This is a genomic window from Chromatiales bacterium (assembly GCA_014762505.1).
GTDB lineage: Bacteria > Pseudomonadota > Gammaproteobacteria > SpSt-1174 > SpSt-1174 > SpSt-1174.
Genome location: JABURS010000043.1, coordinates 383,840 through 408,446 on the forward strand (window position 1 = coordinate 383,840; position 24,607 = coordinate 408,446).

The following is a 24,607-nucleotide window of genomic DNA, read 5'->3' on the forward strand; positions in this document are numbered from 1 at the left end:
GATTTCAGCTGGCCCGGGCGAGGGCGGCCTGGCTGCGCGGCAGGCTCACGACGAACTTGGTGCCGCGGCCTTCCTCGGAGGCGACGCGGATGCGCCCGCCGTGCTGTTCGATGATCTGGTAGCAGATGGCAAGGCCGAGACCCGTGCCTTCCCCCACCGGCTTGGTGGTGAAGAAGGGGTCGAAGATGCGCTCGACCACTTCCTTCGGCATGCCCTTGCCGTTGTCGTGTACCGAGACATGCACGAACGCGTCGTCGAACCAGCTGCGGATGAGGATGGCGCCGGGTTCGTCCATCGCCTGGGCGGCGTTGGTGATGAGATTGAGGAAGACCTGGTTGAGCTGCGAGGGGCTGCAGGTCACCGGCGGCAGGTCGTCGAGTCGCGTGACTACCTGGGCGCGGTTCTTGATCACGTTCTTGCCGATGAGCAGCGCACTCTCCACGCACTGGTTGAGGTTCACGTCCTCGGTCTTCGCCATGTCCAGGCGCGAGAAGTTCTTCAGGTTGAGCACCAGTTCGGCGATCTGCTCGATGCCGAACAGGCTGTCCTGGTGCAGTTGCAGCACGTCTTCGAAGGTCTCGTCGTCCAGCGTCTCGGTCAGGGTCATGAGCGTGCCGAGGCGGGTCTGCAGGGTGTCGGGATCGGCATCCTCGTCCATCAGCAGCAGCACCACGTCCTGGTAGCCGCGCACCAGCTGGTGGGCCTGGCGGATGACCTCGTGGGTCATCTCCAGGTTGTTCTTCACGTAGCCGAGCGGCGTGTTGATCTCGTGGGCGACGCCCGCGACCATCTGGCCGAGCGAGGCCATCTTCTCCGATTGCACCAGGTGGGCCTGCGAGCGCTTGAGGTCGCGGTAGGCGGATTGCAGGGCGGTGGTCTGCGCGGCCACGCGTTCCTCCATGGCGCGCAGCAGGTCGAGCACGATGCCCATGCCGCGGTAGCGGCCATCCTCCACCACGATGAAGTCTTCCGTGATGGGGTGGGGGATGTTGCGCGCGACGTGCTGGGCGGCGGACTCGAGCGGCTCGTGGAAGGCGACCACCAGCGGTGCGGGGTTCATCAGCTCGGTCACCGGTCGCCGCCCGTAGAGTTCGCGCCCGTAGTGTTTCAGATAGACCTGCATGAGGGCGTAGCGGCTCACCGTGCCGACGGGACGGGCCTGCTCGTCCACCACCGGCAGCGACAGCAGGTGAGCATAGCGGTCGGTGAGAAACAGCTGGCTGACCTCGTCCAGCGTGTGGCGCGGCGTCACGGGCTCGATGTCGAGCCGCAGGCTGGCAATGGTGTCCTGTCGGCGGGTCTCTGTCTGTGTCTGCGGGTTCATGCTGTCCGGTCGCATTCCGACTCTCCGTCGGTTCTTGTTATGGCTGTCCGTGGTCGATGCGCGTGAGGCATCGACAGCCGACAGTCTAGCGGCCGTGTATTACAGAATTCTTATGTGCTGATGAAGCGGCGGGGTTACAGGTAGCGGCGCCAGTGCTCCGGGCGGTCGTCCTGGCAGCCGTGGCGGCGGTCGCGATACTGCTTGATGAAGAGTTTCTGCGCGCAGTTGCCGGTGCATGCGGGGCGGCCCAGGCCGAGGTTCTCGCGCTGCACGGTCTCGGTGTATTCGTAGAGGGCGCGCTTGAGCTTGTAGATCACGCCGTTGTCGAGGTGGAAGCCGATCTCCTGCAGGGCGGCCTCGAGTTCGGCCAGGGTGAGCTTGCGCAGGTCGTAGGAGACGGCGATGCGCACGTCGTCCAGCGGCTTCACGTGCATGATGCCGTCGACGTCGTGCAGCAGCAGCGTGGCGCTGTGTGCCTGACGGGCATCGGGATGGGGGCCGCGAAAGCCGATCTCCCGGTGCTTGATGACGTCCGCGATCTCGTCGGTCATGGCTCCATCCTAGACCGGGGCGGGGCAAAATCAAGACTTTTTGCAGGGTTGTGTGACGGGCTCAGTCATGCCGGCCGAGGGTGACGCGCGCCACGCCGGCCAGGTCGTGCCGGGTTTCTACGGCGGAAAAATCCTCCTGTTCCAGCAGCTTGCGCACGGCTGCGCCCTGGTCGTAGCCGTGTTCGACAATGAGCCAGCCGCCCGGGTGCAGGTGGCGCCGGGCATTCTGCGCGATCACGCGCAGGTCGTCGAGGCCGTCGCGGCCACTCACCAGTGCGCCGCGTGGCTCGTAGCGCAGGTCGCCGCGTTCCAGGTGCGGGTCGCCCTCGGCGATGTAGGGCGGGTTGGAGAGGATGAGGTCGAAGCACTCGCCCGCGAGTGGGCCAAACCAGCTGCCGAGACGAAACTCGATGTGCCGGAGCCCGAGCTGCTCGGCGTTGAGGCGCGCGGTGGTGAGGGCGCCCTCCGACCGGTCGGTGGCGACGATACGGCAGCGCGGACACTCACGGGCCAGGGCCAGGGCGATCACGCCCGAACCGGTGCCGAGGTCGGCGATGACTGGCTGCGGCCTGTCGGGCAGGTGCGCCAGGGCGAGTTCCACCAGCAGTTCGGTCTCGGGGCGGGGAATGAGCACGTCGGCGGTGACGCGCACGGGCAGGGACCAGAATTCACGCGTGCCGGTCAGGTAGGCCACGGGCTCGCCCTGTGCCCGGCGCTCGACGAGCTCGGCAAACAGGGCGCGCTGGGCGTCGGTGGCGGGCCTGTCGGGCCAGGCATAGAGGTGGCTGCGCGGCTGGTCCAGGGCGTAGGCGAGCAGCAGCTCGGCATCCAGCCGCGCCGACTCGCTGGTCGGGGCGAGCCGCGCGGCGGCGGCGGCGAGCAGGGTGCCCAGGGTGTGTTCGCTGTCGCTCATCTCGTCGTGTCGGGGAGGCCCCCGCGCGGATCAGTCGTTGCCCAGTGCCGCGAGCTGGTCGGCCTGGTATTCGTTCACCAGCGGGTCGATCACCTGTTCCAGGTCGCCGGCCAGCACCTCGTCGAGCTTGTACAGGGTGAGGTTGATGCGGTGGTCGGTGATGCGGCCCTGCGGGAAATTATAGGTGCGGATGCGTTCGGAGCGGTCGCCGGAGCCGACCAGGCTGCGGCGGGTGGCGGCCTGTTCGGCCTCCTGTTTGCTGCGCTTCATGTCCAGCAGCTTGGCCGCCAGCAGCGACATGGCGCGGGCGCGGTTCTTGTGCTGCGAGCGTTCGTCCTGGCACTCGACCACGATGCCGGTGGGCAGGTGGGTGAGGCGGATGGCCGAATCGGTCTTGTTGACGTGCTGGCCGCCGGCGCCCGAGGCCCGGTAGGTGTCGACGCGCAGGTCGGCCGGGTTGATCGCCTCGGCCTCCACCTCCGCCGCCTCCGGCATCACCGCCACGGTGGCGGCGGAGGTGTGGATGCGCCCCTGGGACTCGGTCTCGGGCACGCGCTGCACACGATGAGCGCCGGACTCGAACTTGAGCCGGGAGTACACGCCCTGGCCGATCACGCGGGCGATGATCTCCTTGTAGCCGCCGTGCTCGCCCTCGCTCTCCGACAGCACCTCGATCTGCCAGCCGTTGCGCTCGGCATAGCGCGAGTACATGCGGAACAGGTCGCCGGCGAAGATCGCCGCCTCGTCGCCGCCGGTGCCGGCGCGGATCTCCAGGAAGACGTTGGCGTTGTCGTGCGGGTCCTTCGGCAGCAGCAGCTTCTGCAGTGCGAGCTCGAGCGCCTGTGCCTGCTGTTCGGCGGCGGCCAGTTCGTCCTCGGCCATGGCGCGCATCTCGGCGTCGCTGTCGGCCAGCATCTCGCGCGCCGAGGCGATGTCGTCCTGGGTCTGTTGCCAGCGCGCAAAGGTGCGCACCACTTCCTCGAGCTGGCTGTATTCCACGGACAGCTTGCGGAACTGGTCCTGTCTGCCGATGACCTCGGGGTCGGCCAGCAGGCCGGCGAGTTCCTCGTGGCGCTCGGCGAGGCCCTCGAGTTTTCTGTGGATCGAATCCTTCACTTCTTGATGGACATCTCGTTGAGGTTGAGCAGCCGGATGGCGGCCTGCAGCAGTTCGGTGTCGCCCTCGTGCGCGGCCTGGTTCAGCGCGCTGGTGGCGTCATGCGTGAGCTTGTTGGTGAGGGTGCGGGTGACGTACTCCAGCACCTCCTGCGGGTCACGGCCCTGGGCGAGCAGGCGTTCGGCCTTCTCGTGCACCTCGTGGCGGGCCGCCTCGGCACGTTCGCGGTAGGCGACGAGGGTGCCGATGGCGCCCTGGGCCCGCAGCCAGCCCATGAAGTCCTCGACCCGCAGATCGACGATCTCCTCGGCCTGGGCCGCCGCCTGCTGGCGCGACTCCATGTTCTCCTGGATGACCTCCTCGAGGTCGTCCACGGTATAGAGATAGACGTCGTCGAGGTCGGCCACTTCGGGTTCGATGTCGCGCGGCACGGCGATATCGACCATGAACATGGGACGGTGCCGGCGTTTCTTCAGGGCGCGCTCGGCGGCGCCCTTGCCGAGGATGGGCAGGGGGGCCGCGGTGGAGGAGATGACGATGTCGGCCTCGTGCAGGCGCTCGCCGATCTGCGGCAGGGCGAAGCCCTCGCCGCCGTGCTGCTCGGCGAGGTGGCGGGCGCGCTCCACGCTGCGGTTGGCCACCAGCATGCGGCCGATGCCGTTGGCGGCCAGGTGCTGGGCGGCCAGCTCGATGGTCTCGCCGGCGCCGATCATGAGCGCGGTGTAGCCGCCGAGGTCGCCGAAGATGCGCCTGGCCAGGCTCACGGCCGCGAAGGCCACGGACACCGGGCTCGCGCCGATGGCGGTGTCGGTGCGCACCTGCTTGGCCACGGCGAAGGCGTGCTGGAACAGGCGGTTGAGATGGCGGCCGACCGCGCCGTTCTCGGCCGCCTGCTGGAAGGCGCCCTTGAGCTGACCCAGGATCTGCGGCTCGCCCAGCACCAGCGAATCCAGCCCGCAGGCCACGCGCAGCATGTGGCGCACGGCCGTCTCGTCCTCGTGCAGATAGAGGTAGGGCTCGAGTTCGGCCACGTTGAGGTGGTGGTAGCGGCCCAGCCAGTCGATGACCTCGGCCTGCTGCTCGTCATCCTCCAGCGCGCAGTAGAGCTCGGTGCGGTTGCAGGTGGAGAGGATGGCGGCCTCCCGCACCCCCGTCAGGGCGCGGATGTCCCTTAACGCCTGATCCAGCCGATCCGGCGCGAACACCACCCGTTCGCGGATGTCCACGGGCGCGGTCTTGTGGTTGATCCCGACGGTTATCAGCGACATGGATGTCCGGGAGGGAACGCAAACGGGAAATTTTGAGTGATCGACAGGGGGAATACAAGCCGCGCGCTGTTGTCGAACCGGCCGTGCCCAGGCGTACAGCAGGCCCGGTCGTCCGTGTGTGGCGCGATGGCGGCTTGGGTTAGTATAGTGTCCATCAAGGCTCTCCCGGTGGTCTCGCCCGGTGCGCATCACCGCCCACGGATCAAGGAATCTCGTCCCGCATGTCCAGACGTCTACCGCTCTTCTTTGTCTTCGCCCTGTCCCTCGCCGGCTGTGCCGGTGTGCAGCCGACCACCGAGGCGCCCGTCAGCGGTCCTGGCGCGGCGGATGCGCGCAGCGAGCTGATGTACCGGATCCTGGTCGGCGAAGTGGCCGGGCAGCGCGGCGACTACGATGCCGCCGTGGCCTATTACACCGAGGCGGCCGAGCAGAGTGACGATCCGCGCATCGCCGAGCGTGCCACCCATGTCGGCGTCTTCGCCGGGCAGTACGACGTCGCGCAGCGCGCCGCCCGTCGCTGGGCCGAACTCGCGCCGCAGGACATGGAGGCGCAGCAGTTCGCGGCCATGCTCACGATCCGCGCGGGCGATGCCGATGCCGCCGTACCCTATCTGGAGTCGGTGCTCTCGCTGGCCGGCGACAGCGTGGAGGAGGGCTTTGCCGTGGTCGCCCAGCTGCTGGCGCGCGAGGGGCAGCCGGAGCTGGCGGCCCGTGCCATGGGGCTTCTGGTGGAGCGCCATCCGGATGTCGCCACGGCGCATCACGGCCTGGCCGTGCTCGCCCTCTCGGCGGAGGACTTCGACACCGCCTACCGCGCGGCGGGGCAGGCACTGGAGCTCAATCCCGATCTCATCGAGGCCCGTATCGTGCGTGCCCGTGCCCTGCTGGGGATGGGACGGGTGGACGAGGCACTGGCCAGCGTCGAGGCCATGCTCGAGGAGATGCCCCGGCATCACGAGCTGCGCCTCAACTATGCCCGCATGCTGCTGGACCAGCAGCGCTACGACGAGGCGCTCAGGCAGTTCGAGCAGGTGGCCGAGGCGCGACCCGGCGACGGCGACCTGCTGTTCACCATCGGTCTGCTGAACATCGAGGCCAAGCGTTACGATGTCGCCGAGGGCTACCTCAGGCGCGCCCTGCAGTCCGGGCGTCACGTCAACCAGTCGCATTATTATCTGGGGCGCATCGCCGAGCAGCGCGAGGAGTACAAGCAGGGCATCGCCTGGTACCTCAAGGTGACCGACGGCGAGCACCACTTCGAGGCGCAGACGCGCATCGCCGTGCTGTTCGCGCGTCTGGGGCACCCGGACAAGGCCCGCGAACACCTGGATGGGCTGCGTGAGCGCTTCCCGGACGAGGTCTCGCTGATTCGCATCTACCTGGTCGAGGGGCAGGTCCTTGCCGATACCCGGGCCTACGCGGATGCCGTTGTCCTCTATAGCGAGGCGCTGACCGAATTTCCGGGCAACCCCGACCTGCTCTATGCGCGGGCCCTGATGGCCGAGAAGGTCGACCGCCTCGACCTACTGGAGTCCGACCTGCGCGCCATCCTGGCGCAGGACCCGGAGAATGCCACCGCCCTCAACGCCCTGGGTTACACCCTGGCCGATCGCACCGACCGCCACGAGGAGGCGCTGGGCTACATCACCCGCGCCCTGGAACAGCGCCCGGACGACCCGGCGGTGATCGACAGCATGGGCTGGGTGCAGTATCGCCTGGGCAATCTCGAGGCGGCCGAACGCTACCTGCGCCAGGCCCATGAGCGTATGCCCGATCCTGAGGTCAGCGCCCATCTGATCGAGGTGCTGTGGGTGCGGGGCGAGCGGGACGAGGCCCGGGAGCTGTTCGAGCGCAGCCGCCGGGCACATCCGGACAGCGAGCCCCTGCGTGAGCTGCAGGAGCGACTCGGTCTGTGAGAGCGCTGGTACTGACCCTGCTGCTCGCCCTGCTGGGCGGCTGCGCCGCGGTGCCTCCCGCCGGGCCCGAACGCGATGACTGGCAGGCCCGCCAGCAGGCGCTCGGCGCCATGGAGGCCTGGACGCTCAACGGGCGTGTGGCCGTGCAGCTCAACGGGGAGGGCTGGAATGCCCACCTGCGCTGGCGCCAGAGCGGCGAGGCCTATCGCATCCGGATCTTTGATCCCTTCGGCCGCACGCTGGCGCAGATCGAGGGCGACGCCACCGGCGCGTCCCTGCGCTCAGCCGAGGGCTGGCAGCGCGAGGCCGCCACCCCCGAGGCCCTGATGGATGCCGAATTCGGCTGGCATCTCCCGCTCACCGGCATGCGTCACTGGCTGCGTGGTGTCCCGGCGACAGGGCCGGTCGAGGCCCTGCAACTGGATGACCAGGGGCGCCCGCTACGCCTGGTGCAGGCCGGCTGGCAGCTGGACTACGGGGCCTACGCCAGCGCCCACCCCCTGGCCCTGCCCACCCGGATGGATCTGGCGCAGGAGGGCGTGAGCGTGCGCCTGGTCGTGTCCGACTGGCGGCAGGGGGCGCCGTGAGGCCGGCCTTCGGGCCGGTGTGGCCGGCCCCCGCCAAGCTCAATCTCTTCCTGCACGTGACCGGCCGGCGCGCCGATGGCTACCACCTGCTGCAGACGGTATTCCAGTTCCTCGACCACGGCGACGACCTGCAATTCGCGATCCGCGAAGACGGCGCCATTCGCCGCCATGGCGACGTGCCCCACGTCGCCGAGGCCGATGACCTCCTGGTGCGGGCCGCGCAGCGCCTGCAGGCCGAGACCGGCTGCGGGCGTGGCGCCGACATCGCCATCACCAAGCGCCTGCCCATGGGCGGGGGGCTGGGGGGCGGCAGCTCCGATGCGGCCACCGTGCTGGTGGCGCTCAACCACCTCTGGGGCCTGGGGCTTTCCACCGAGCGACTGGCCGCGATCGGTCTGGCGCTGGGGGCCGACGTGCCCGTGTTCGTGCACGGCTTCGCCGCCTGGGCCGAGGGGGTGGGCGAGGCCCTCACGCCGGTGGCGCCGGCCGAGCCCTGGTACCTGGTGGTCAAGCCCCCCCTGGAAGTGCCCACGGCCGCGGTTTTCGGGGCCCCGGAATTGACACGCGACTGCCCGCCAATCACAATACCCGACTTTCTTTCGGGCAGGGGAAGCAACGTCTGCGAGCCGGTGGTTCGCCGCCGTTTTCCGGAAGTGGGGGAGGTGCTCGACTGGCTTGGCCAGTATGGTGAGGCGCGCCTGACAGGGACAGGCAGCTGCGTGTTCGTCGCCTTCGAGGAGCGCGCGCCGGCCGAGGCCGCCCTGGCCGAGTTGCCGGCCACCTGGCAGGGCTTCGTCGCCCGCGGCATGAACCGCTCACCGCTGCTCGACGCGCTGGCGCGGGCGCGCGCCGCCGATCGCGGCCAACCTCCTCAATGAAAAGACTTTATTGGGCCGTCGCCAAGCGGTAAGGCAACGGGTTTTGATCCCGTCATTCCCAGGTTCGAATCCTGGCGGCCCAGCCAAACGAACCGTCGCGCAGCGACACAAACGGCCGGGCCGCCGGGATGAGAACCTCAAGGTTCGACCGGCGAGCGCCGCGAGCCGGAACGGCGGAGCGCAAGCGACGCCGGCCCGAAGGGCGAGGCCGCAGGCCGAGTAATCCTGGCGGCCCAGCCAAACGAACCGTCGCGCAGCGACACAAACGGCCGGGCCGCCGGGATGAGAACCTCAAGGTTCGACCGGCGAGCGCCGCGAGCCGGAACGGCGGAGCGCAAGCGACGCCGGCCCGAAGGGCGAGGCCGCAGGCCGAGTAATCCTGGCGGCCCAGCCAAACGAACCGTCGCGCAGCGACACAAACGGCCGGGCCGCCAGGATGAGAACCTCAGGGTTCGACCGGCGAGCGCCGCGAGCCGGAACGGCGGAGCACCGTCCCCGTTGCCGGGCCACAGAATGTGAGATTCACCGCGTCGTCGCAGCTGCGGCGGCACCGATAACCGACGCCCTAAAGGCCAGATTGTCGTGTCCGATAGCACCAGCAGGATGATGATTTTCACGGGGAACGCGAATCCCCAGCTCGCGCAGGCCGTGGTCGAGCACCTGAACATGCCGCTCGGCAAGGCGACCGTCGGCAAGTTCAGCGACGGCGAGATCCAGGTGGAGATCCTGGAGAACGTGCGCGGCAAGGACGTGTTCGTGCTGCAGTCCACCTGCAACCCGACGAACGACAACCTGATGGAACTGATGGTGATGGTCGATGCGCTGCGCCGCGCCTCGGCCTCGCGCATCACCGCGGTGATCCCGTATTTCGGCTACGCCCGCCAGGACCGCCGCGTGCGCTCGGCGCGCGTGCCGATCTCGGCCAAGGTGGTCGCCAACATGCTCGAGAGCGTGGGCGTGGACCGCGTGCTGACGGTGGACGTGCACGCCGACCAGGTGCAGGGCTTCTTCGACCTGCCGGTGGACAACATCTACGGCTCGCCGGTGCTGCTGGGCGACATCTGGCGCCAGAAGTACCCGAACCTGCTCGTGGTCTCGCCGGACGTGGGCGGCGTGGTGCGCGCCCGGGCCCTGGCCAAGCGCCTGGACGACGCGGAGCTGGCGATCATCGACAAGCGCCGTCCGCGTGCCAACGTCGCGCAGGTGATGCACATCATCGGCGACGTCGAGGACAAGACCTGCATCATCATCGATGACCTGGTCGATACCGCCGGCACGCTGTGCACGGCGGCCAAGGCGCTGAAGGAACATGGCGCCGAACGCGTGATCGCCTATGCCACCCACCCGGTGCTCTCGGGCCCGGCGGTGGACAACATCACGAACTCGAAGCTCGACGCGCTGGTGGTGACGGACACCATCCCGCTGCGTCCCGAGGCGGCGGCCTGCGAGAAGATCCGCCAGCTGTCGGTGGCCGGTCTGCTGGCCGAGACGATTCGCCGAATCAACCGTGAAGAGTCGGTAAGCACCCTCTTCATGGATTGACGGGCTGGTTTCAGCCCGGCTTAACGCCCCTCCTGGTCGCGGGAGGGGGTGCCGCCTTCGGGCGGTTTCATCTTTACTGTGTATTGGAGAGTCATCATGACTGATTTCGTATTGAACGCCGAGAAGCGTGACGAGCAGGGCAAGGGTGCGAGCCGCCGCCTGCGTCGCGCCGGCATGGTCCCGGCCATCATCTATGGCGCCGGCAAGGAACCGGCCACCATCAGCCTGAATCACAACGAGGTGATTCGCCAGCTGGAGAATGAAGCGTTCTATTCGCACATCCTCACGCTGAAGATCGGTGGCACGGAAGAACAGGCGATCCTGCGTGACATGCAGCGCCACCCCTCCAAGCCCTACGTCACCCACATGGACTTCCAGCGCGTGTCGGCCACCGACAAGATCCGCGTGCTGGTGCCGGTGCACTTCATCAACGAAGACACCTGCGTCGGCGTGAAGCAGGGCGGCGGCGTGCTGAACCACCTCATGACCGAGGTCGAAGTGCAGTGTCTGCCGAAGGACCTGCCGGAGTTCATCGAGGTGGACGTGGCCGGTCTGAACGTGGGCGACACCATTCACCTGTCCAACCTGAAACTGGGCAAGGGCGTGGAGATCGTCGAGCTGCTGCACGGCGACGAGCACGACAATGCCGTGGTGGCCTGCCACAAGGGTCACGGCGGCGCGGCTGCTGCCGAGACCGAGGAAGGCGAAGAGGCCGCTGCCGAGGAAGGCGGCGAATAATCGCCCCCAGGCCTCATGGCAGAACAGGCCATACGCCTCATCGCGGGGCTGGGTAATCCCGGCCCCGAGTACGACCAGACCCGGCATAATGCCGGGTTTTGGTTTGTGGACGAGCTGGCACGGCGCCACGGCGGCCAGTTCCGCCGCGAGGGCAAGTTCGCCGGCGAGGTCTGCCGGCTGCACCTCGGCGGCCAGGAGGTCTGGCTGCTGAAGCCGCAGACCTACATGAACCGCAGCGGCCAGTCGCTCAAGCTGATGACGACCTTCTACAAGATCGATATCGGTGAGGTGCTGGTCGCACACGACGAGATCGACCTGCCGCCGGGCACCACGCGCCTGAAGCGCGGCGGGGGACACGGCGGGCACAACGGGCTGCGCGACATCATGGCCCAGCTCGGCAAGGATTTCTGGCGCCTGCGTATCGGCGTCGGTCACCCGGGCAGCAAGGAGCAGGTGGTCAACTACGTGCTCGGACGCCCCGGGCGCGAAGAGGATACGCTCATCCGGCAGGACATCGACGCCGCGGCCGATCTGGCCGATCGCATCGTCGGCGGCGAGATCCAGAAGGCGATGAACCAGTTGCACGCACGCGCCTGATCGGCGCGCATTACCAGGCAGGTAGCATCCATGGGATTCAAATGCGGTATCGTCGGGTTGCCGAACGTTGGCAAGTCCACGCTCTTCAACGCACTCACCAAGGCCGGTATCCAGGCCGAGAACTACCCGTTCTGCACCATCGAGCCGAACGTCGGCATCGTGCCGGTGCCGGACCCGCGGCTCGACAGGCTGGCCGAGATCGTCAAGCCCGAGCGCATCCTGCCCACCACCATGGAGTTCGTCGACATCGCCGGGCTGGTGGCGGGCGCGTCCAAGGGTGAGGGGCTGGGCAACCAGTTCCTCGGCCACATCCGCGAGACCGATGCCATCGCCCAGGTGGTGCGCTGCTTCGAGAACGACGACGTGATCCACGTCGCCGGCAAGGTCGACCCGCTGTCCGACATCGAGATCATCAACACCGAGCTGGTGCTGGCCGACCTGGAGGCCGCCGAGCGGGCGGTGCTGCGCGTGGGCAAGAACGCCAAGTCCGGCAACAAGGACGCGATGGCGCACAAGGCCCTGCTCGAGCGCCTGGCCGCGCATCTGGGCGAAGGCCATGCGGCCCGCACCTTCGCCTGTACGGACGAGGAGCGCCCGAAGCTGCGCGAACTGCACCTGATCACCATCAAGCCGATGATGTTCATCGCCAACGTCGCCGAGGACGGCTTCGAGAACAACCCGCACCTGGATGTGGTACGTGAGTATGCGCAGCGGGAAGGCGCCGAGGTGGTGCCGGTGTGCGCCGCCATCGAGGCCGAGATCGCCGAGCTCGACGACGCCGAGAAGGGCGAGTTCCTGGCCGAGATGGGCCTGGACGAGCCGGGGCTCAACCGCGTGATCCGTGCGGGCTACGCCCTGCTCGACCTGCAGACCTTCTTCACCGCCGGCAAGAAGGAGGTGCGTGCCTGGACCGTGCGCAAGGGTGCCACCGCCCCGCAGGGCGCCGGGCGCATCCACACCGACTTCGAGAAGGGCTTCATCCGCGCCGAGGTCATCGCCTACGACGACTTCGTGGCGAACGGTGGTGAACAGGGCGCGAAGGATGCCGGCAAGTGGCGCCTGGAGGGCAAGGAGTACGTCATGCAGGAAGGCGACGTGGTGCACTTCCGCTTCAACGTCTAGGTGCAGTTCTTGACAGGCCGGTCCCCAGAGGGGAAAATCTCCGGCCTTTCGGCTACGTAGCTCAGCTGGTTAGAGCACATCACTCATAATGATGGGGTCCCCTGTTCGAATCAGGGCGTAGCCACCATATACGCAAAAAGGCCTGCTCATCGAGCAGGCCTTTTTCGTTTGCGTCGTTCTCCGCGGGCTACAGACGGAAGCGGCGCATCAGTTCCCGCAGCTGGTCGGCCACGCCGGTGAGTTCGCTACTGGCCGACTGCGCCTCGCGCACGGTGGCGACGCTCTCGTCGGCCGCGCTGCTGATGCTGTTCACGTTGCGGTTGATCTCCTCGGCCACCGCACTCTGCTGTTCCACGGCGCTGGCGATCTGCAGGCTCATGTCGTTGATGGTCTTGATCGAGCCGGCGATCTCGCCCAGCGACATGGCGGCCTCCTCGACCTTGGTCTCGCTGTCGGAGGCCTGCGCGCTGGCCGCGCTCATCACGTCCACTGCCGCCTTCACCTGGGTGTTGAGCCGCTCGATCATGTCCTGGATCTCCAGCGTGGAGTCCTGGGTGCGGCGCGCCAGGGTGCGCACCTCGTCGGCCACCACGGCAAAGCCGCGGCCCTGTTCGCCCGCCCGCGCCGCCTCGATGGCGGCGTTCAGTGCCAGCAGGTTGGTCTGTTCGGTAATGCCGCCGATCACGTCCAGCACGGAACGGATGTTCTCGTTTTCCGCCCGCACCTTGTCGATCACGTCCACCGCCTTGCGGATGGCCTGGTTGAGCGAGCCGATGGCGGTGATGGCCTCGGTGGCGGTGAAGGCCCCGGTCTGTGCCTCGCCTGCCGCCGCGGAGGCCGTCTCTGAGGCCTGCTGGGTGTTGCGCGCCACCTCCTGCACGGTGGAGACCATCTGGTTCATGGCGGTTGCGACCAGGGTGGTCTCCTGCTGCTGCTTCTCCAGGCTCGCACCGGTGCGGTCCGTCATCTCCACCAGCCGGCGTGCCGAGCCGTTGAGCGTGTCGGTATTCTCGCCGATCAGGCGGATCATGCCGCGCAGGTTTTCCGCCATGCGGTTGAAGCTGCCGATGATCTCGCCGATGAGGTCGTGGCTCTCCATGGTGCAGTCGTGCGAGAGGTCGTTGTTGCTGATGGCATTGGAGACCTCGGCGATACGCCGCAGCCGGCGCAGCAGCACCAGCTTGAGGATCAGGTAGTTGACCACGCCGATGATGAGTCCTGCCGCGAGACAGCCGGCGACGAACATGGGATACATGCCCGGCTTCCACTCGACGAACAGGGCGGCGTAGAAGGGAAAGACCACGCCCATCGCCAAGCCGAAGCCGAGAAAGGCGAAGAGCAGGTTTCTGAGTATGCTGGGCTTGCGGAACATAAGCGCTTCAATCTCCTCCGGTGGCCCCAACCTTCCCTGCCGGGCCCTGATATTGGCTTTCTGTTTTTTGTATCGGCATCTTACGCAATATCTTGATTCCCGGGTACGGGGGGATGGAAGTCCTGCCAAAAAAAACCGCCCCGGGCCCGGGGCGGTCGATAGGGCCTGCAAATGCAGGAGACGGACAGGCGCCCGGGCCTCAGGCAGCCTGGTATTGCGCCTTGGCCGCCTGGGCGGCACGGGCCGCCTCGGGGTCGTAGGCCTTGCCGGACCACAGCATCTCGTAGGCGATCTCCTCGTTGCCGTTCTCGCAGAGGTCGAGCACCTCCTGGAACAGCGGCTGGAAGGTCTCGCTGCGGTGCGAGGCCTCGTGCTCCTCGAAGCTGCGCCAGAAGGTGATGATGAGCGCCTCCTTGCCCTTCATCGGGCTTTCCACCGCCTGGCCGATGGTCGAGCCCTCGTTGGAGACGTTGCCGCTGTTCAGCGCGACGAAGCCGCCGATGAAGCCCGTCTCCGAATGGAAGGTCTTCACGTTCTCGCACAGGGTGGCGACGCGCTCCTGCAGGTCGTCCACCGTGTATTCCGGCTTGAGGATCACGCGGTTGATGGTGACCACGCCGTCGTGGGGGAAGTTGGCAATCAGGTTGCTGCTCATGGTGCACCTCCTGTCTGGTGTGCGTTTATCAGCGATTACTAATATATATACCTGAGTAAAATAGTCAACTATTGCCCCGTAGGCTGTGGGGGAATCCGTGTGATAGCGGAACAAGCCCCAGAGGTAGTGGTCACTTGTGTGATTCACCACAAGATAGGCGTGTTACACTCTCTGGCGTGATGCGGGCGGGGTGCCTTCGCCCGGTTTTTCAATCAAGATCCTTGAGGAGTTTTCCGATGCGACGTCATCTCGTACTTGGGGCCCTGCTGGCAGGGGCGTCGGGCGCGGCCAATGCGGCCGGTCTGGATTTCGCGCTGGGTTCCGAGACGGCCCAGGCGAACTACTATTTCGGCTCCGATGCCATCGGCTATGGCGGTGCGGACTTCTCCATCGGCGCCTTCTTCAACGACGATGACGACGTCATGGGCAGTCTCGGCGTGAAGGCCACGGGCTCGCCGGCCGGTGCACGCCCCTTCAGCTTCGGTGTGGGCGTGAAGGCCTATGCGGCCAGCCTCGACCGCCCGGACCTCGATGTGCAGGCACTGGGCATCGGCGGCGAGGTGAAGTACCACATCCCCGCCAACATGCCCATGGCCCTGGTGGCCGAGCTCTACTATGCGCCGAGCATCACCACCGGTGGCGACGGCGAGAACTTCACCGACTTCAACCTCAACTTCGAGGTGGAGATCACCCCGGGCACCGCGGCCTTCATCGGCTACCGTCAGCTCGAGACCGAGATCGAGAACAGCGGGCGCGATTACGAGCTGGATGACTCCGGCCACATCGGCATTCGCCTGATGTTCTGAGCGGATGGGGGAGCTCGAGCGCCTGCTGGACATCATGGCCACGCTGCGGGACCCGCAGCGTGGCTGTCCGTGGGACCTCCGTCAGACCTACGCCAGCATCGCACCCTACACCATCGAGGAGGCCTACGAGGTCGCCGATGCCATCGAGCGCGGCGACTTCGCCGACCTGCGCGAAGAGCTGGGCGACCTGCTGCTGCAGGTGGTCTTCCACGCCCGCATGGCGGAAGAGGAAGGCCGCTTCGACTTTCACGCCGTGGCCGAGGCCATCGCCGACAAGCTGGTGCGCCGTCACCCGCACGTCTTTGCCGATACCGCCTTTGCCGACGAGGCCGAGCAGCATGCTGCCTGGGAGGCGCAGAAGGCCGAGGAGCGTGCGGCCAAGACTGACGGGGCACCGCCCAGCGTGCTGGATGGCGTGGCCCGCGCCCTGCCGGCACTGATGCGGGCGGAGAAGCTGCAAAAGCGCGCGGCACGGGTCGGCTTCGACTGGGGGGCGCTGGAGCCCGTCATCGACAAGATCCACGAGGAGATCGAGGAGGTGCGTGCCGAGGTGGGGGTGGCCGACAACCACGCCCGTCTGCACGAGGAGGTGGGCGACCTGCTGTTCGCCGTCACCAACCTCGCCCGGCATCTCGCTGTCGATCCCGAGATGGCCCTGCGGGATGCCAACGCCAAGTTCGAGGCGCGCTTTCGCGGTATCGAGGCGCGGGTGGCCGCCGAGGGGCGGCGCCCGGAAGACTGCAGCCTGGACGAGCTCGAGTCACACTGGGACGCCGTGAAGGCGCAGAAGGATTAGCCGCCCGATGTCCCAGCACGATCACGCCGGTGGCGTGCCGCACTATCCTGCGCGCATCGTCGACATCCACCAGGCCTCCCCCCGGGTGAAGACCTTCCAGCTCGACTGCGGCGACCAGCCCTTCGGGTTTCGCGCCGGGCAGTGGATCGACCTCTTCGCCGAGGTCGACGGCCGCGTGCAGGTCGGTGGCTATTCCATGACCTCGACCCCGTCCCTGGCCCCGCGCTTCGAACTCGCGGTGCAGTACTCGCCGCGCCATGCGGTGACCCGCTGGCTGCACGAGGTGGCGCGTGTGGGTGACGAGGTGCTGGTATCGGTGGGGCAGGGGGACTTCTGCTTCGAGGCCGGCATGAGCCAGCGTCTGGTGCTGCTCGGCGCCGGCATTGGCGTGACGCCGCTGGTGAGCATCTTCCGCCACGCGGCAGAGGCCGCACCCGGTATCGAGGTGCTGCTGGTGCACAGCGTGGCCACGCCGGCGGACCGGCTGTTCGCCGACGAGCTGGCGGCCACCGCGGCGCGTCTGCCGGGCTTCCGCTACGTGCCCACCCTCACCGGCGAAGACGGCGCCTGGACCGGCGAGCGCGGGCGCATCGACGCCGCCCTGCTCGAGCGCCTGGGTGCAGCGGTCGATGCCCGTTACTACTTCTGCGGGGCGCGCGAGTTCATCGAGGACATGCATGCCCTGCTCACGCAGCGCGGCGTGCCTGCCGACGCGCAGGTCTTCGAGAAGTGGTGGTGATCAGACCGTGAAGCGCATCGACAGGTCGATGGCCTTCACGTCCTTGGTGATCGCCCCCACCGAGATGTAGTCCACCCCGGTCTCGGCAATCGCGCGCAGGCGGTCCTTCGTCACGCCGCCCGAGGCCTCGAGCTTCACCTTCCCCTGGCAGCGACGTACCGCCTCGCGCATGTCCTCGAGCGTATAGTCGTCGAGCATGATGATGTCCGGGCCGGCGGCCAGGGCCTCGTCGAACTCTGCCAGGTTCTCCGTCTCCACCTCCAGCGTGAGCGCGGGGTGGAGGGCGCGCGCCGCCGCGATGGCGGCCGTGATGGAGCCTGCTGCCATGATGTGGTTTTCCTTGATGAGGATGGCGTCGTAGAGGCCGAAGCGGTGATTGCGCCCGCCACCGCAGTTCACGGCGTACTTCTGCGCCTGGCGCAGGCCGGGGATGGTCTTGCGCGTGTCCAGGATCTGCGCCTGCGTGCCGGCCACGATCTCCACCAGCTCGCGGGTGCGGGTGGCAGTGGCCGAGAGGGTCTGCAGGAAGTTGAGCGCGGTGCGCTCGCCGGTGAGGATGGCACGGGCAGGCCCGGAGAGGGTGCACAGGCGCGTGTCGGCGGCCACCGCCTCGCACTCGCGCACCTGCCATTCCACCTGTACGTCCTCGGCCAGCTGGGCGAAGGTCTCGTTGAACCAGGGCTGGCCGCAGATCACCGCCGGCTCGCGGGTGATGACGTGGGCCTGGGCGATGGTCCCGGCCGGGATGAGTGCGGCCGTCCCGTCGCCGCTGCCCACGTCCTCGGCGAGGGCGCGGGCGACGGTCTCGGCAATATCGCGGGGGCGTTCGCTCATCAGCGGTTCTTCTGCAGGTAGTCGCGGGTGAGGGCGAAGACCACCGGGCTCAGCACCAGCAGGGCGATGAGGTTGGGCAGCGCCATCAGGCCGTTCATGATGTCGGCGGTGAGCCACAGCAGCTTCACACCCTCGTTGCCGCCGGCTACCAGCGCGCCGGCCGGCAGGGCGATGATCCACAGCACCCGGTAGGGCCAGATCACCTTCACGCCGAACAGGAACTCGGCGCAGCGCTCGCCGTAGTAGCTCCAGCCGAGGATGGTGGTGAAGGCGAAGATCACCAGGCCGAAGGTGACCACCCAGCTGCCGAAGCCCGGCAGGCCCGTGTCGAAGGCCAGGGCGGAGAGGGCCGAGCTGGTCTCGCCGCTGCTCCAGGCGCCGGTGAGGATGATCACCAGCGCGGTCATGGTGCAGATCACGATGGTGTCGATGAAGGTGCCGAGCATGGCGATGCTGCCCTGGCGGATCGGGTCTCTGGTGCGTGCGGCCGCGTGGGCGATGGGTGCGCTGCCCAGGCCCGCCTCGTTGGAGAACAGCCCCCGCGCCATGCCGAACTGGATGGCTGCCGCCACGCCGGCCCCGGCGAAGCCGCCGGTGGCCGCCGTGCCGGTGAAGGCGTCGCTCACGATCATGCCGAGCGCGTCGGGCACCCCGCCGATGTGGAGCAGGATGATGATGAGCGAACCGCCCACATAGACCAGGGCCATGAAGGGCACCAGGGCCGAGGCCACCTCGCCGATGCGGCGGATGCCGCCGATGATCACCGTGCCGGCGGCCAGCGCCAGCGCCAGGCCGGTGGCCCAGAGCGGGACGTCCAGCGAGGACTTGAGTGCCAGGGCCACCGAGTTGGACTGGATGGTGTTGCCGATGCCGAAGGCGGCGAGCATGCCGAAGACGGCGAACAGCATGCCCAGCCACTTCCAGCGTGCGCCCATGCCGTTCTTGATGTAGTACATGGGCCCGCCGACGTGCATGCCGCGCGCGTCGGTCTCGCGGTACTTCACTGCCAGTACCGCTTCGGAATACTTGGTGGCCATGCCCACCAGGGCGATGATCCACATCCAGAACACCGCCCCCGGGCCGCCGAGGTAGAGGGCGGTGGCCACGCCGGCGATGTTGCCGGGGCCGATGGTGGCCGACAGCGCCGTCATCAGGGCCTGGAAGGGCGTGATGTCCCCCTCGTCGTGGTCGCCGCGACGTCCCTGCCAGAGCAGCCGGAAGCCCTGCCCGATGCGCAGCCAGGGCGAGAACCTCAGGCCGATGGTGAGGTAGAGGCCGACCGCCGTGAGCAGCCACAGCAGCACCCACGGTCCCCAGATGATGCCGCTGACGAGGTCCAGCCACTTGGCGAGCGTTTCCATGGTCCCTGACTCCTGGTGATTGTTATTGTTGGTGTCGCGGCCGGATTCCCGCACCGGCCCGCGCGTTTCTGCCGCAAAGCATGCCCGGGAGGCGCGCGCCGGATCAAGTGATGGCCGACCTCAGAAGGCCAGGCGCAGCCCCGCAAAGACGTGCCGCTTGTCCGCCTCGTGGAAATTGCGGAACGTCGCCCGGCGCAGGTCGCGACGGGTGTAGAGGCTGCCGCCGCGCAGGCTGTAATGCCGGCCGTCGAACCAGCGCCGTGAGTATTCGTCGTAGGGGAAGGGTCTGTAGCCCTCGTAGGGGTAGAAGGTATTGGCGCACCACTCCCATACGTGCCCGGTGCCCTCCAGCAGGTTGAGGCGGCAGGCGATCTCCCATTCGTGTTCGTGGGGCAGGCGTGCGCCGGCCCAGGCGGCGTAGGCGCTGGCCTCGTAGTGGCTCAGGCCCATCACCGGCGCCGCGGGGGCGAGGTCCTGCGGGCCGTCCACGCCGATGCCGTACCACCAGCCGCGGGCGTCCTGGCGCCAGTGGTCGGGGCGGGTGATGCCGTTGGCCTCGCGCCACTGCCAGCCGGCCTCGCTCCAGTGGGCGGGGTCGTCGTAGCCGCCGGCCTCGATGAAGGCGAGGTACTCGGCATTGCTCACCGGTTCGCGGGCGATGCGGAAGGCCGCCATGCGCACGCGGCCGGCCGGCAGCTCGTTGTCGAAGGCGGCCGGGGCCTCGCCGCCCACGCCGTATTCCCCGGCCGAGAGATGACGCAGGGCCGAGACCGGTGCCCGGGCCGGCAGCCGGCGGCCGGCGAGGTAGTCGCCGCGGTGCCGGGTGATGGCGCGTTGGGTCAGGACCATCAGCATGGTCTCCACGTGCATGCCGTGGTGCTGGATGAGAAAGTGTTCGATGTACTCGTTTTCCAGCAGCGGGTCGTGCCGCAGCGTGCCGCCCGTACCGCTGAGCAGCAGCAGGTTCTCGTCGCTGTCCTGCGCCACCTGGGCCAGCAGCCGCTCCTTGGACGGCAGCCTGCCGCCGCGCTCGGCTTTGGGGCTGAGCCAGGGGATGTAGTAGTCGTGCAGGGCGGCGGTACGCCGGTCGTCACCCTGGATGCGTTCGTGCAGCCAGTAGTTTTCGACGAAGGCACAATGCCCGAGATGCCAGCCCAGCGGGCTCAGGTCCGGATGGAACTGGCGGCGATAGGCCTCGTCGTCCAGCGGCTCGATGAGGGACTGCAGGCGCCGGTGCACGGCACGCAGGCGAACGAGGGTGCCGAGCGAGGTCATAGGGCGAGCAGTTCGGGCGGTGCTTCCGGGTCGAGGATGAGGATGTGGTGGTCCGGCACCGGCTGCCATAGTCCGGTAGTGGTCAGCGCCTCGGAGGCGATGAGTTGGGCGCCGTCCGGGAAGCCCTCGTCGTCGGTGGTGTAGTACAGCGAGGGTGAGTCGTGATTGATGGCGTGACGGCAGGCGTAGATGCGTTCGCCGTCGCTCATCACGAGATTCAGCAGGGCCACCTCGTCACCGGCCCAGTCCTCGAGCAGGGCGAAGGCCTCGCCGATGGCGGACTCCAGCGCCAGCTCGTCGTCCTCGGCCAGCAGGTGGCGGATCAGGGCGAACAGGTATTCCGAGTCCGTGTTGCCCTGGATGGCGGCGAGGATGGGGGGGGGCAGGAAGTCGCAGAGCGCCGGGCGCGTGGCGACGTGAAAGTTCGCCAGATAGCCGTTGTGGGTGAAGACCACGTCCTCGTCGCAGAAGGGCTGGGTGTTGGCCGGGCCGGCGGCAAAGCCCGAGGTGGCCGAGCGCACGCTGGCCACCCACAGGTCGCCGGTCAGGCTGCGGCCCAGGGCGGCGAGGTTTGCGTCCGACCAGATCGGCAGGCTGTTCACATAGGTGGCCGGCCGGTCGTCCGGGCCGTACCAGGCGAAGCCGAAACCGTCGGCATTGAGCCTGGCGTATTTCAGCTCGCGCGGGGCCCAGGATTGCACCACCAGGCTGTGTTCGGGTTCCAGGAGAAAACGCGCAAGCGGGATCTCCGGTCCCAGGTAGGCGGCTATGCGGCACATGGCGATTCCCTCGGCGCGGCCTGCGGCTTCGTGGTCATGTGGGCATGTTAGCCTGTCTGTACGCGGATCGCACCTCGCAGACCTTCGCCGCATGCGCCTGCCTGGCGACCGGGGGAGACCGCTGATCGGGGACGTCGCAGCGTCTGCGCCATCCCGTCCTGCGTCGTGCAGCATTCACCTCCCTGTCATCCCGCCGGCAAGTGGTTGATTCGGCGCTGGTTGCCGGTGTCATGCCGCTGTAACATGGACGCGTTGTAATACTGGCATCCAGAAAGAGGATGCAATCATGAGCGGCAAGAAGATACTCCTCGTCGAGGACGAGCAGGCGATACGCGACATGGTGGGCTTCGCGCTCAGTCGCGCGGGTTTCGAGCTGGTCGAGGCAGAGGATGCCCGGCAGGCGCAGGAGCGTCTCGAAGAGGGGCTGCCCGATCTCGTGCTGCTGGACTGGATGCTGCCCGGCATGAGCGGCATCGATCTCGCCCGGCGCATGAAGCGCGACGACTACACACGCGAGGTGCCCATCATCATGCTCACCGCCCGCGGCGAGGAAGACGATCGCATCGGCGGGCTGGAGGCCGGGGCCGACGACTACGTGACCAAGCCGTTTTCGCCCCGCGAGCTGGTGGCCCGCATCAAGGCCGTGCTGCGCCGTGCCCAGCCCGAACCCGAGGATCAGCCGCTGGTGGTCGAGCGGCTCACCCTGGACCCGGGTTCGCATCGCGTCTCGGTGGACAGCCAGAGCCTGGAGATGGGACCCACCGAGTTCCGCCTGCTGCACTTCTTCATGACCCATCCGGAGCGGGTGTACAGCCGCAGCCAGTTGCTGGACTGCGTCTGGGGCCGCAATGCCTATGTCGAGGAGCGTACCGTGGACGTGCACATCCTGCGCCTGCGCAAGGTGCTGGGCAAATTCGGCTACGACCGTTTCGTGCAGACGGTGCGCGGTGCCGGCTACCGCTTCTCCGCCGAGGCCTGACGTTTGAAGGTAGGCATCACCACCGAGTTCTGGCGTCTGGCCGGCATCCTGCTGCTGGCCGTCCTGTTCGGCCTGGCCGTCGGGCAGCTGGGCTGGTCCCTGGCCGTCGGCCTGGGCGTGGTGCTGGCCTGGCAGTATCGCCAGCAGCTGCGCCTGCTGGACTGGCTGCGCAACGGACGCATGAAGTCGCCGCCGGATCTCGAGGGCATCGCCGGCGAGGTGGTCTACGACATCTACCGTCAGTACCAGCGCGACCGGCGCCGCAAGAAGAAGCTCGCCAAGGTCCTCAACCGGTTCTACGAGTCGAGTTCCGCCCTGCCGGACGCCACTGTCATCCTCGGCGAGAACGGGGAGATCGAGTGGTTCAACGATGCCGCCAAGCGCCTGCTCGGGCTGCGCAGCGGTCAGGACGTCGGCCGGCGCATCGGCAACTTCATACGCCACCCGGCCTTTGTCGATTTCCTCGCCCGCGGTGACTACAGCGAGGCCCTGGAGATCCCCTCGCCGATGGACGAGTCCCTGCAGCTCAGCATCCGCGTGGTGCCCTATGGCAAGAACCAGCGCCTGCTCTCGGCCCGCGACGTGACGCGCATCGCGCGCCTGGAGCAGATGCGCCGTGACTTCGTCGGCAACGTCTCCCACGAGCTGCGCACCCCGCTCACCGTCATCACCGGCTATCTCGAGGCCCTGACCGACGGACAGGACACCGACCCGGGGCAGGTGACCGCCTCCCTCAAGCAGATGCAGTCCCAGGCCGAGCGCATGCGGCGCATCGTCGAGGACCTGCTCATGCTCTCGCGGCTGGAGACCCGAGACACCAATGGCCGCGAGGATGCAGAGGTGCCGGTGCCGGCACTGCTTGCCAGCATCGAGGAGGAGGCGCGCATCCTGTCCGGCGACAAGCACCACGACATCCAGCTCACGATGGACGCCGCGCTGTGGCTGCGCGGTGGCCCCGCCGAGCTGCACAGCGCGTTCTCCAACCTGGTGTCCAATGCCGTGCGCTACACGCCGCCCGGCGGGCGTATCCGCATCCGCTGGTATCGCGACGAGGACGGGGCCCACTATGCCGTTGAGGACACCGGCATCGGCATCGAACCCCAGCACATCCCGCGGCTCACCGAACGGTTTTACCGCGTCGACACGGCCCGCTCGCGCGCCAGCGGCGGTACCGGCCTGGGCCTGGCCATCGTCAAGCACGTGTTACGCCGCCATGACGCCAGCCTGCGCATCGAGAGTACGCCTGGCGAGGGCAGCAGCTTCATCGCCGACTTTCCGGCCGAACGCATCGTGCTGCGCCCGGCCGGCGAGGCCCAGGGCGCGGCCCGCCATGCCCCCTGAGGCTTCACGCGGTCGTCACCCCTGCGTCACGAAAGCGTCACAAACCCGGACTATGCTTCGCCTCAGGATCTCAAACCTGCTGATCCGCTGTAACTCAATCCAGCGAGGAGTTCTTTAGATGAAATCGCTCAAGCACCTGATCGCCGCCGGTACCATGGCCGCCGCGTTTGTCGCTGCCGGCCCGGCCCTGGCGCAGAAAGTTGACCCGGCCATCCCGGCCTACACCAAGACCAGCGGCGTGTCGGGCAACCTCTCCAGCGTGGGATCGGATACCCTCGCCAACCTGATGACCCTGTGGGCCGAGGACTTCAAGCGCGCCTACCCGAACGTGAACATCCAGATCCAGGCCGCCGGTTCCTCCACCGCGCCGCCGGCACTGACCGAAGGTACCTCCAACGTCGGCCCGATGAGCCGCGCGATGAAGGACAAGGAAATCCAGGCCTTCGAAGAGAAGTACGGCTACAAGCCCACCCAGATCCGCGTCGCCATCGACGCCCTGGCCGTGTTCGCCCACAAGGACAACCCCATCAAGGGCATGAGCATCGCCGACGTGGACGCCGTGTTCTCCAGCACCCGCAAGTGCGGCGCCCCGGCCGACGTGACCAAGTGGGGCCAGCTCGGCGTCACCGGTCAGCTCGCCAACCAGGACATCCAGCTCTACGGCCGCAACTCCGTGTCCGGTACCTACGGCTACTTCAAGAGCAAGGCGCTGTGCAAGGGCGACTTCAAGGCCAACGTGAACGAGCAGCCGGGTTCCGCCTCGGTGGTGCAGTCCGTGTCCACCTCGCTGAACGCCATCGGCTACTCCGGTATCGGCTACGTGACCACCGGCGTGAAGGCCGTGCCGCTGGCCAAGCGTGACGGCGACGCCTATGTCGAAGCCACCGCCGAGAACGCCGTCAACGGCAGCTACCCGCTGGCCCGCTTCCTCTACGTCTACGTAAACAAGCACCCGAACAAGCCGCTGCCCCCGCTGGAGCGCGAGTTCTTCAAGCAGGTGCTGTCGCAGCAGGGTCAGGAAGTGGTGGTGAAGGACGGTTACTTCCCGCTGCCGGCCAAGGTCGTCGAGCAGGAACTGGCCAAGCTCAAGTAAGCCATACCCAGAACAGGCCAGCCCG

Annotated in this window: 24 protein-coding genes and 2 tRNA genes; 15 read left to right on the forward strand and 11 right to left on the reverse strand. The window is 67.6% G+C overall.

The genetic code is table 11. The features are described from left to right. Positions 1-4: 4 nt before the first annotated feature. From HUJ28_13640 to HUJ28_13660, 5 genes are all read right to left on the reverse strand, one after another. Positions 5-1,324: a CBS domain-containing protein gene (locus tag HUJ28_13640; GenBank protein MBD3620510.1), complete on the reverse strand. Its 1,320-nt coding sequence runs from the start codon at positions 1,322-1,324 to the stop codon at positions 5-7. Positions 1,325-1,458: 134 nt separating this feature from the next. Then, the gene (locus HUJ28_13645; GenBank protein MBD3620511.1) at positions 1,459-1,875 is read right to left on the reverse strand and encodes a hypothetical protein; all 417 of its coding nucleotides are present in this window, start codon (positions 1,873-1,875) and stop codon (positions 1,459-1,461) included. A 61-nt stretch (positions 1,876-1,936) separates the two neighbouring features. Next, complete coding sequence (prmC, locus tag HUJ28_13650) at positions 1,937-2,788, reverse strand: peptide chain release factor N(5)-glutamine methyltransferase (protein MBD3620512.1); 852 nt, start codon at positions 2,786-2,788, stop codon at positions 1,937-1,939. Positions 2,789-2,818: 30 nt separating this feature from the next. Next, positions 2,819-3,904 (reverse strand): peptide chain release factor 1, encoded by a 1,086-nt coding sequence (prfA, locus tag HUJ28_13655; protein MBD3620513.1) that lies wholly within the window; start codon positions 3,902-3,904, stop codon positions 2,819-2,821. Then, complete coding sequence (locus tag HUJ28_13660; protein ID MBD3620514.1) at positions 3,901-5,172, reverse strand: glutamyl-tRNA reductase; 1,272 nt, start codon at positions 5,170-5,172, stop codon at positions 3,901-3,903. Before HUJ28_13660 ends, prfA begins: the two co-directional genes overlap by 4 nt. Positions 5,173-5,393: 221 nt before the next feature. Between HUJ28_13660 and HUJ28_13665 the strand changes: the two genes are divergently transcribed. The 9 genes from HUJ28_13665 to HUJ28_13705 all read left to right on the forward strand — a co-directional run bounded on the left by HUJ28_13665 (position 5,394) and on the right by HUJ28_13705 (position 12,679). Next, positions 5,394-7,088, forward strand: a complete 1,695-nt coding sequence (locus tag HUJ28_13665; GenBank protein MBD3620515.1) for a tetratricopeptide repeat protein — start codon at positions 5,394-5,396, stop codon at positions 7,086-7,088. Next, on the forward strand, positions 7,085-7,675 hold the full coding sequence (gene lolB / locus HUJ28_13670; GenBank protein MBD3620516.1) for an outer membrane lipoprotein LolB: 591 nt from the start codon (positions 7,085-7,087) through the stop codon (positions 7,673-7,675). The genes HUJ28_13665 and lolB overlap by 4 nt, the downstream gene beginning before the upstream one ends. Before the next feature lie 17 nt (positions 7,676-7,692). Continuing rightward, the gene (gene ispE, locus HUJ28_13675; protein MBD3620517.1) at positions 7,693-8,553 is read left to right on the forward strand and encodes a 4-(cytidine 5'-diphospho)-2-C-methyl-D-erythritol kinase; all 861 of its coding nucleotides are present in this window, start codon (positions 7,693-7,695) and stop codon (positions 8,551-8,553) included. Positions 8,554-8,564: 11 nt separating this feature from the next. After that, a tRNA-Gln gene (locus HUJ28_13680) sits at positions 8,565-8,639 on the forward strand. Between the two features lie 517 nt (positions 8,640-9,156). After that, the gene (locus HUJ28_13685; protein MBD3620518.1) at positions 9,157-10,095 is read left to right on the forward strand and encodes a ribose-phosphate diphosphokinase; all 939 of its coding nucleotides are present in this window, start codon (positions 9,157-9,159) and stop codon (positions 10,093-10,095) included. A 93-nt stretch (positions 10,096-10,188) separates the two neighbouring features. Further along, the gene (locus tag HUJ28_13690; GenBank protein MBD3620519.1) at positions 10,189-10,833 is read left to right on the forward strand and encodes a 50S ribosomal protein L25/general stress protein Ctc; all 645 of its coding nucleotides are present in this window, start codon (positions 10,189-10,191) and stop codon (positions 10,831-10,833) included. A gap of 15 nt (positions 10,834-10,848) precedes the next feature. Next, on the forward strand, positions 10,849-11,430 hold the full coding sequence (pth, locus tag HUJ28_13695; GenBank protein ID MBD3620520.1) for an aminoacyl-tRNA hydrolase: 582 nt from the start codon (positions 10,849-10,851) through the stop codon (positions 11,428-11,430). A 30-nt stretch (positions 11,431-11,460) separates the two neighbouring features. Then, positions 11,461-12,552 carry a redox-regulated ATPase YchF gene (gene ychF / locus HUJ28_13700; GenBank protein ID MBD3620521.1) on the forward strand — a complete coding sequence of 364 codons (1,092 nt, stop codon included), beginning with the start codon at positions 11,461-11,463 and terminating at the stop codon, positions 12,550-12,552. A 50-nt stretch (positions 12,553-12,602) separates the two neighbouring features. Continuing rightward, a tRNA-Met gene (locus tag HUJ28_13705) sits at positions 12,603-12,679 on the forward strand. 60 nt (positions 12,680-12,739) lie between these two features. Here HUJ28_13705 and HUJ28_13710 read toward each other — a convergent pair. Beyond that, positions 12,740-13,924, reverse strand: coding sequence for a methyl-accepting chemotaxis protein (locus HUJ28_13710; protein MBD3620522.1), 1,185 nt, complete (start codon positions 13,922-13,924; stop codon positions 12,740-12,742). A gap of 199 nt (positions 13,925-14,123) precedes the next feature. Continuing rightward, a complete protein-coding gene (locus tag HUJ28_13715) occupies positions 14,124-14,579 on the reverse strand; it encodes a ligand-binding protein SH3 (protein MBD3620523.1) in 456 nt (151 codons plus the stop codon). A gap of 236 nt (positions 14,580-14,815) precedes the next feature. Here HUJ28_13715 and HUJ28_13720 point away from each other — a divergent pair, with 236 nt between their 5' ends. From HUJ28_13720 to HUJ28_13730, 3 genes are read left to right on the forward strand one after another with little or no spacing between them, the layout of a single operon-like run. Continuing rightward, a complete protein-coding gene (locus HUJ28_13720; protein MBD3620524.1) occupies positions 14,816-15,385 on the forward strand; it encodes a hypothetical protein in 570 nt (189 codons plus the stop codon). Between the two features lie 4 nt (positions 15,386-15,389). Beyond that, positions 15,390-16,181 carry a nucleoside triphosphate pyrophosphohydrolase gene (mazG, locus tag HUJ28_13725; protein ID MBD3620525.1) on the forward strand — a complete coding sequence of 264 codons (792 nt, stop codon included), beginning with the start codon at positions 15,390-15,392 and terminating at the stop codon, positions 16,179-16,181. A 7-nt stretch (positions 16,182-16,188) separates the two neighbouring features. Next, positions 16,189-16,920 carry an FAD-dependent oxidoreductase gene (locus tag HUJ28_13730; GenBank protein MBD3620526.1) on the forward strand — a complete coding sequence of 244 codons (732 nt, stop codon included), beginning with the start codon at positions 16,189-16,191 and terminating at the stop codon, positions 16,918-16,920. Here HUJ28_13730 and HUJ28_13735 read toward each other — a convergent pair whose 3' ends face one another. From HUJ28_13735 to egtC, 4 genes are all read right to left on the reverse strand, one after another. Continuing rightward, complete coding sequence (locus tag HUJ28_13735) at positions 16,921-17,754, reverse strand: carboxylating nicotinate-nucleotide diphosphorylase (GenBank protein ID MBD3620527.1); 834 nt, start codon at positions 17,752-17,754, stop codon at positions 16,921-16,923. Further along, a complete protein-coding gene (locus tag HUJ28_13740; GenBank protein ID MBD3620528.1) occupies positions 17,754-19,115 on the reverse strand; it encodes a sodium:alanine symporter family protein in 1,362 nt (453 codons plus the stop codon). The genes HUJ28_13735 and HUJ28_13740 overlap by 1 nt, the downstream gene beginning before the upstream one ends. Before the next feature lie 120 nt (positions 19,116-19,235). Continuing rightward, the gene (gene egtB, locus HUJ28_13745; protein ID MBD3620529.1) at positions 19,236-20,390 is read right to left on the reverse strand and encodes an ergothioneine biosynthesis protein EgtB; all 1,155 of its coding nucleotides are present in this window, start codon (positions 20,388-20,390) and stop codon (positions 19,236-19,238) included. Continuing rightward, positions 20,387-21,169, reverse strand: coding sequence for an ergothioneine biosynthesis protein EgtC (gene egtC / locus HUJ28_13750; protein ID MBD3620530.1), 783 nt, complete (start codon positions 21,167-21,169; stop codon positions 20,387-20,389). The genes egtB and egtC overlap by 4 nt, the downstream gene beginning before the upstream one ends. A 286-nt stretch (positions 21,170-21,455) precedes the next feature. Between egtC and phoB the strand changes: the two genes are divergently transcribed. From phoB to pstS, 3 genes are all read left to right on the forward strand, one after another. Further along, positions 21,456-22,148 (forward strand): phosphate regulon transcriptional regulator PhoB, encoded by a 693-nt coding sequence (gene phoB / locus HUJ28_13755; protein MBD3620531.1) that lies wholly within the window; start codon positions 21,456-21,458, stop codon positions 22,146-22,148. Positions 22,149-22,163: 15 nt separating this feature from the next. Then, positions 22,164-23,489, forward strand: a complete 1,326-nt coding sequence (gene phoR, locus HUJ28_13760) for a phosphate regulon sensor histidine kinase PhoR (protein ID MBD3620532.1) — start codon at positions 22,164-22,166, stop codon at positions 23,487-23,489. A gap of 118 nt (positions 23,490-23,607) precedes the next feature. Further along, on the forward strand, positions 23,608-24,582 hold the full coding sequence (pstS, locus tag HUJ28_13765; GenBank protein ID MBD3620533.1) for a phosphate ABC transporter substrate-binding protein PstS family protein: 975 nt from the start codon (positions 23,608-23,610) through the stop codon (positions 24,580-24,582). Positions 24,583-24,607 lie beyond the last annotated feature (25 nt).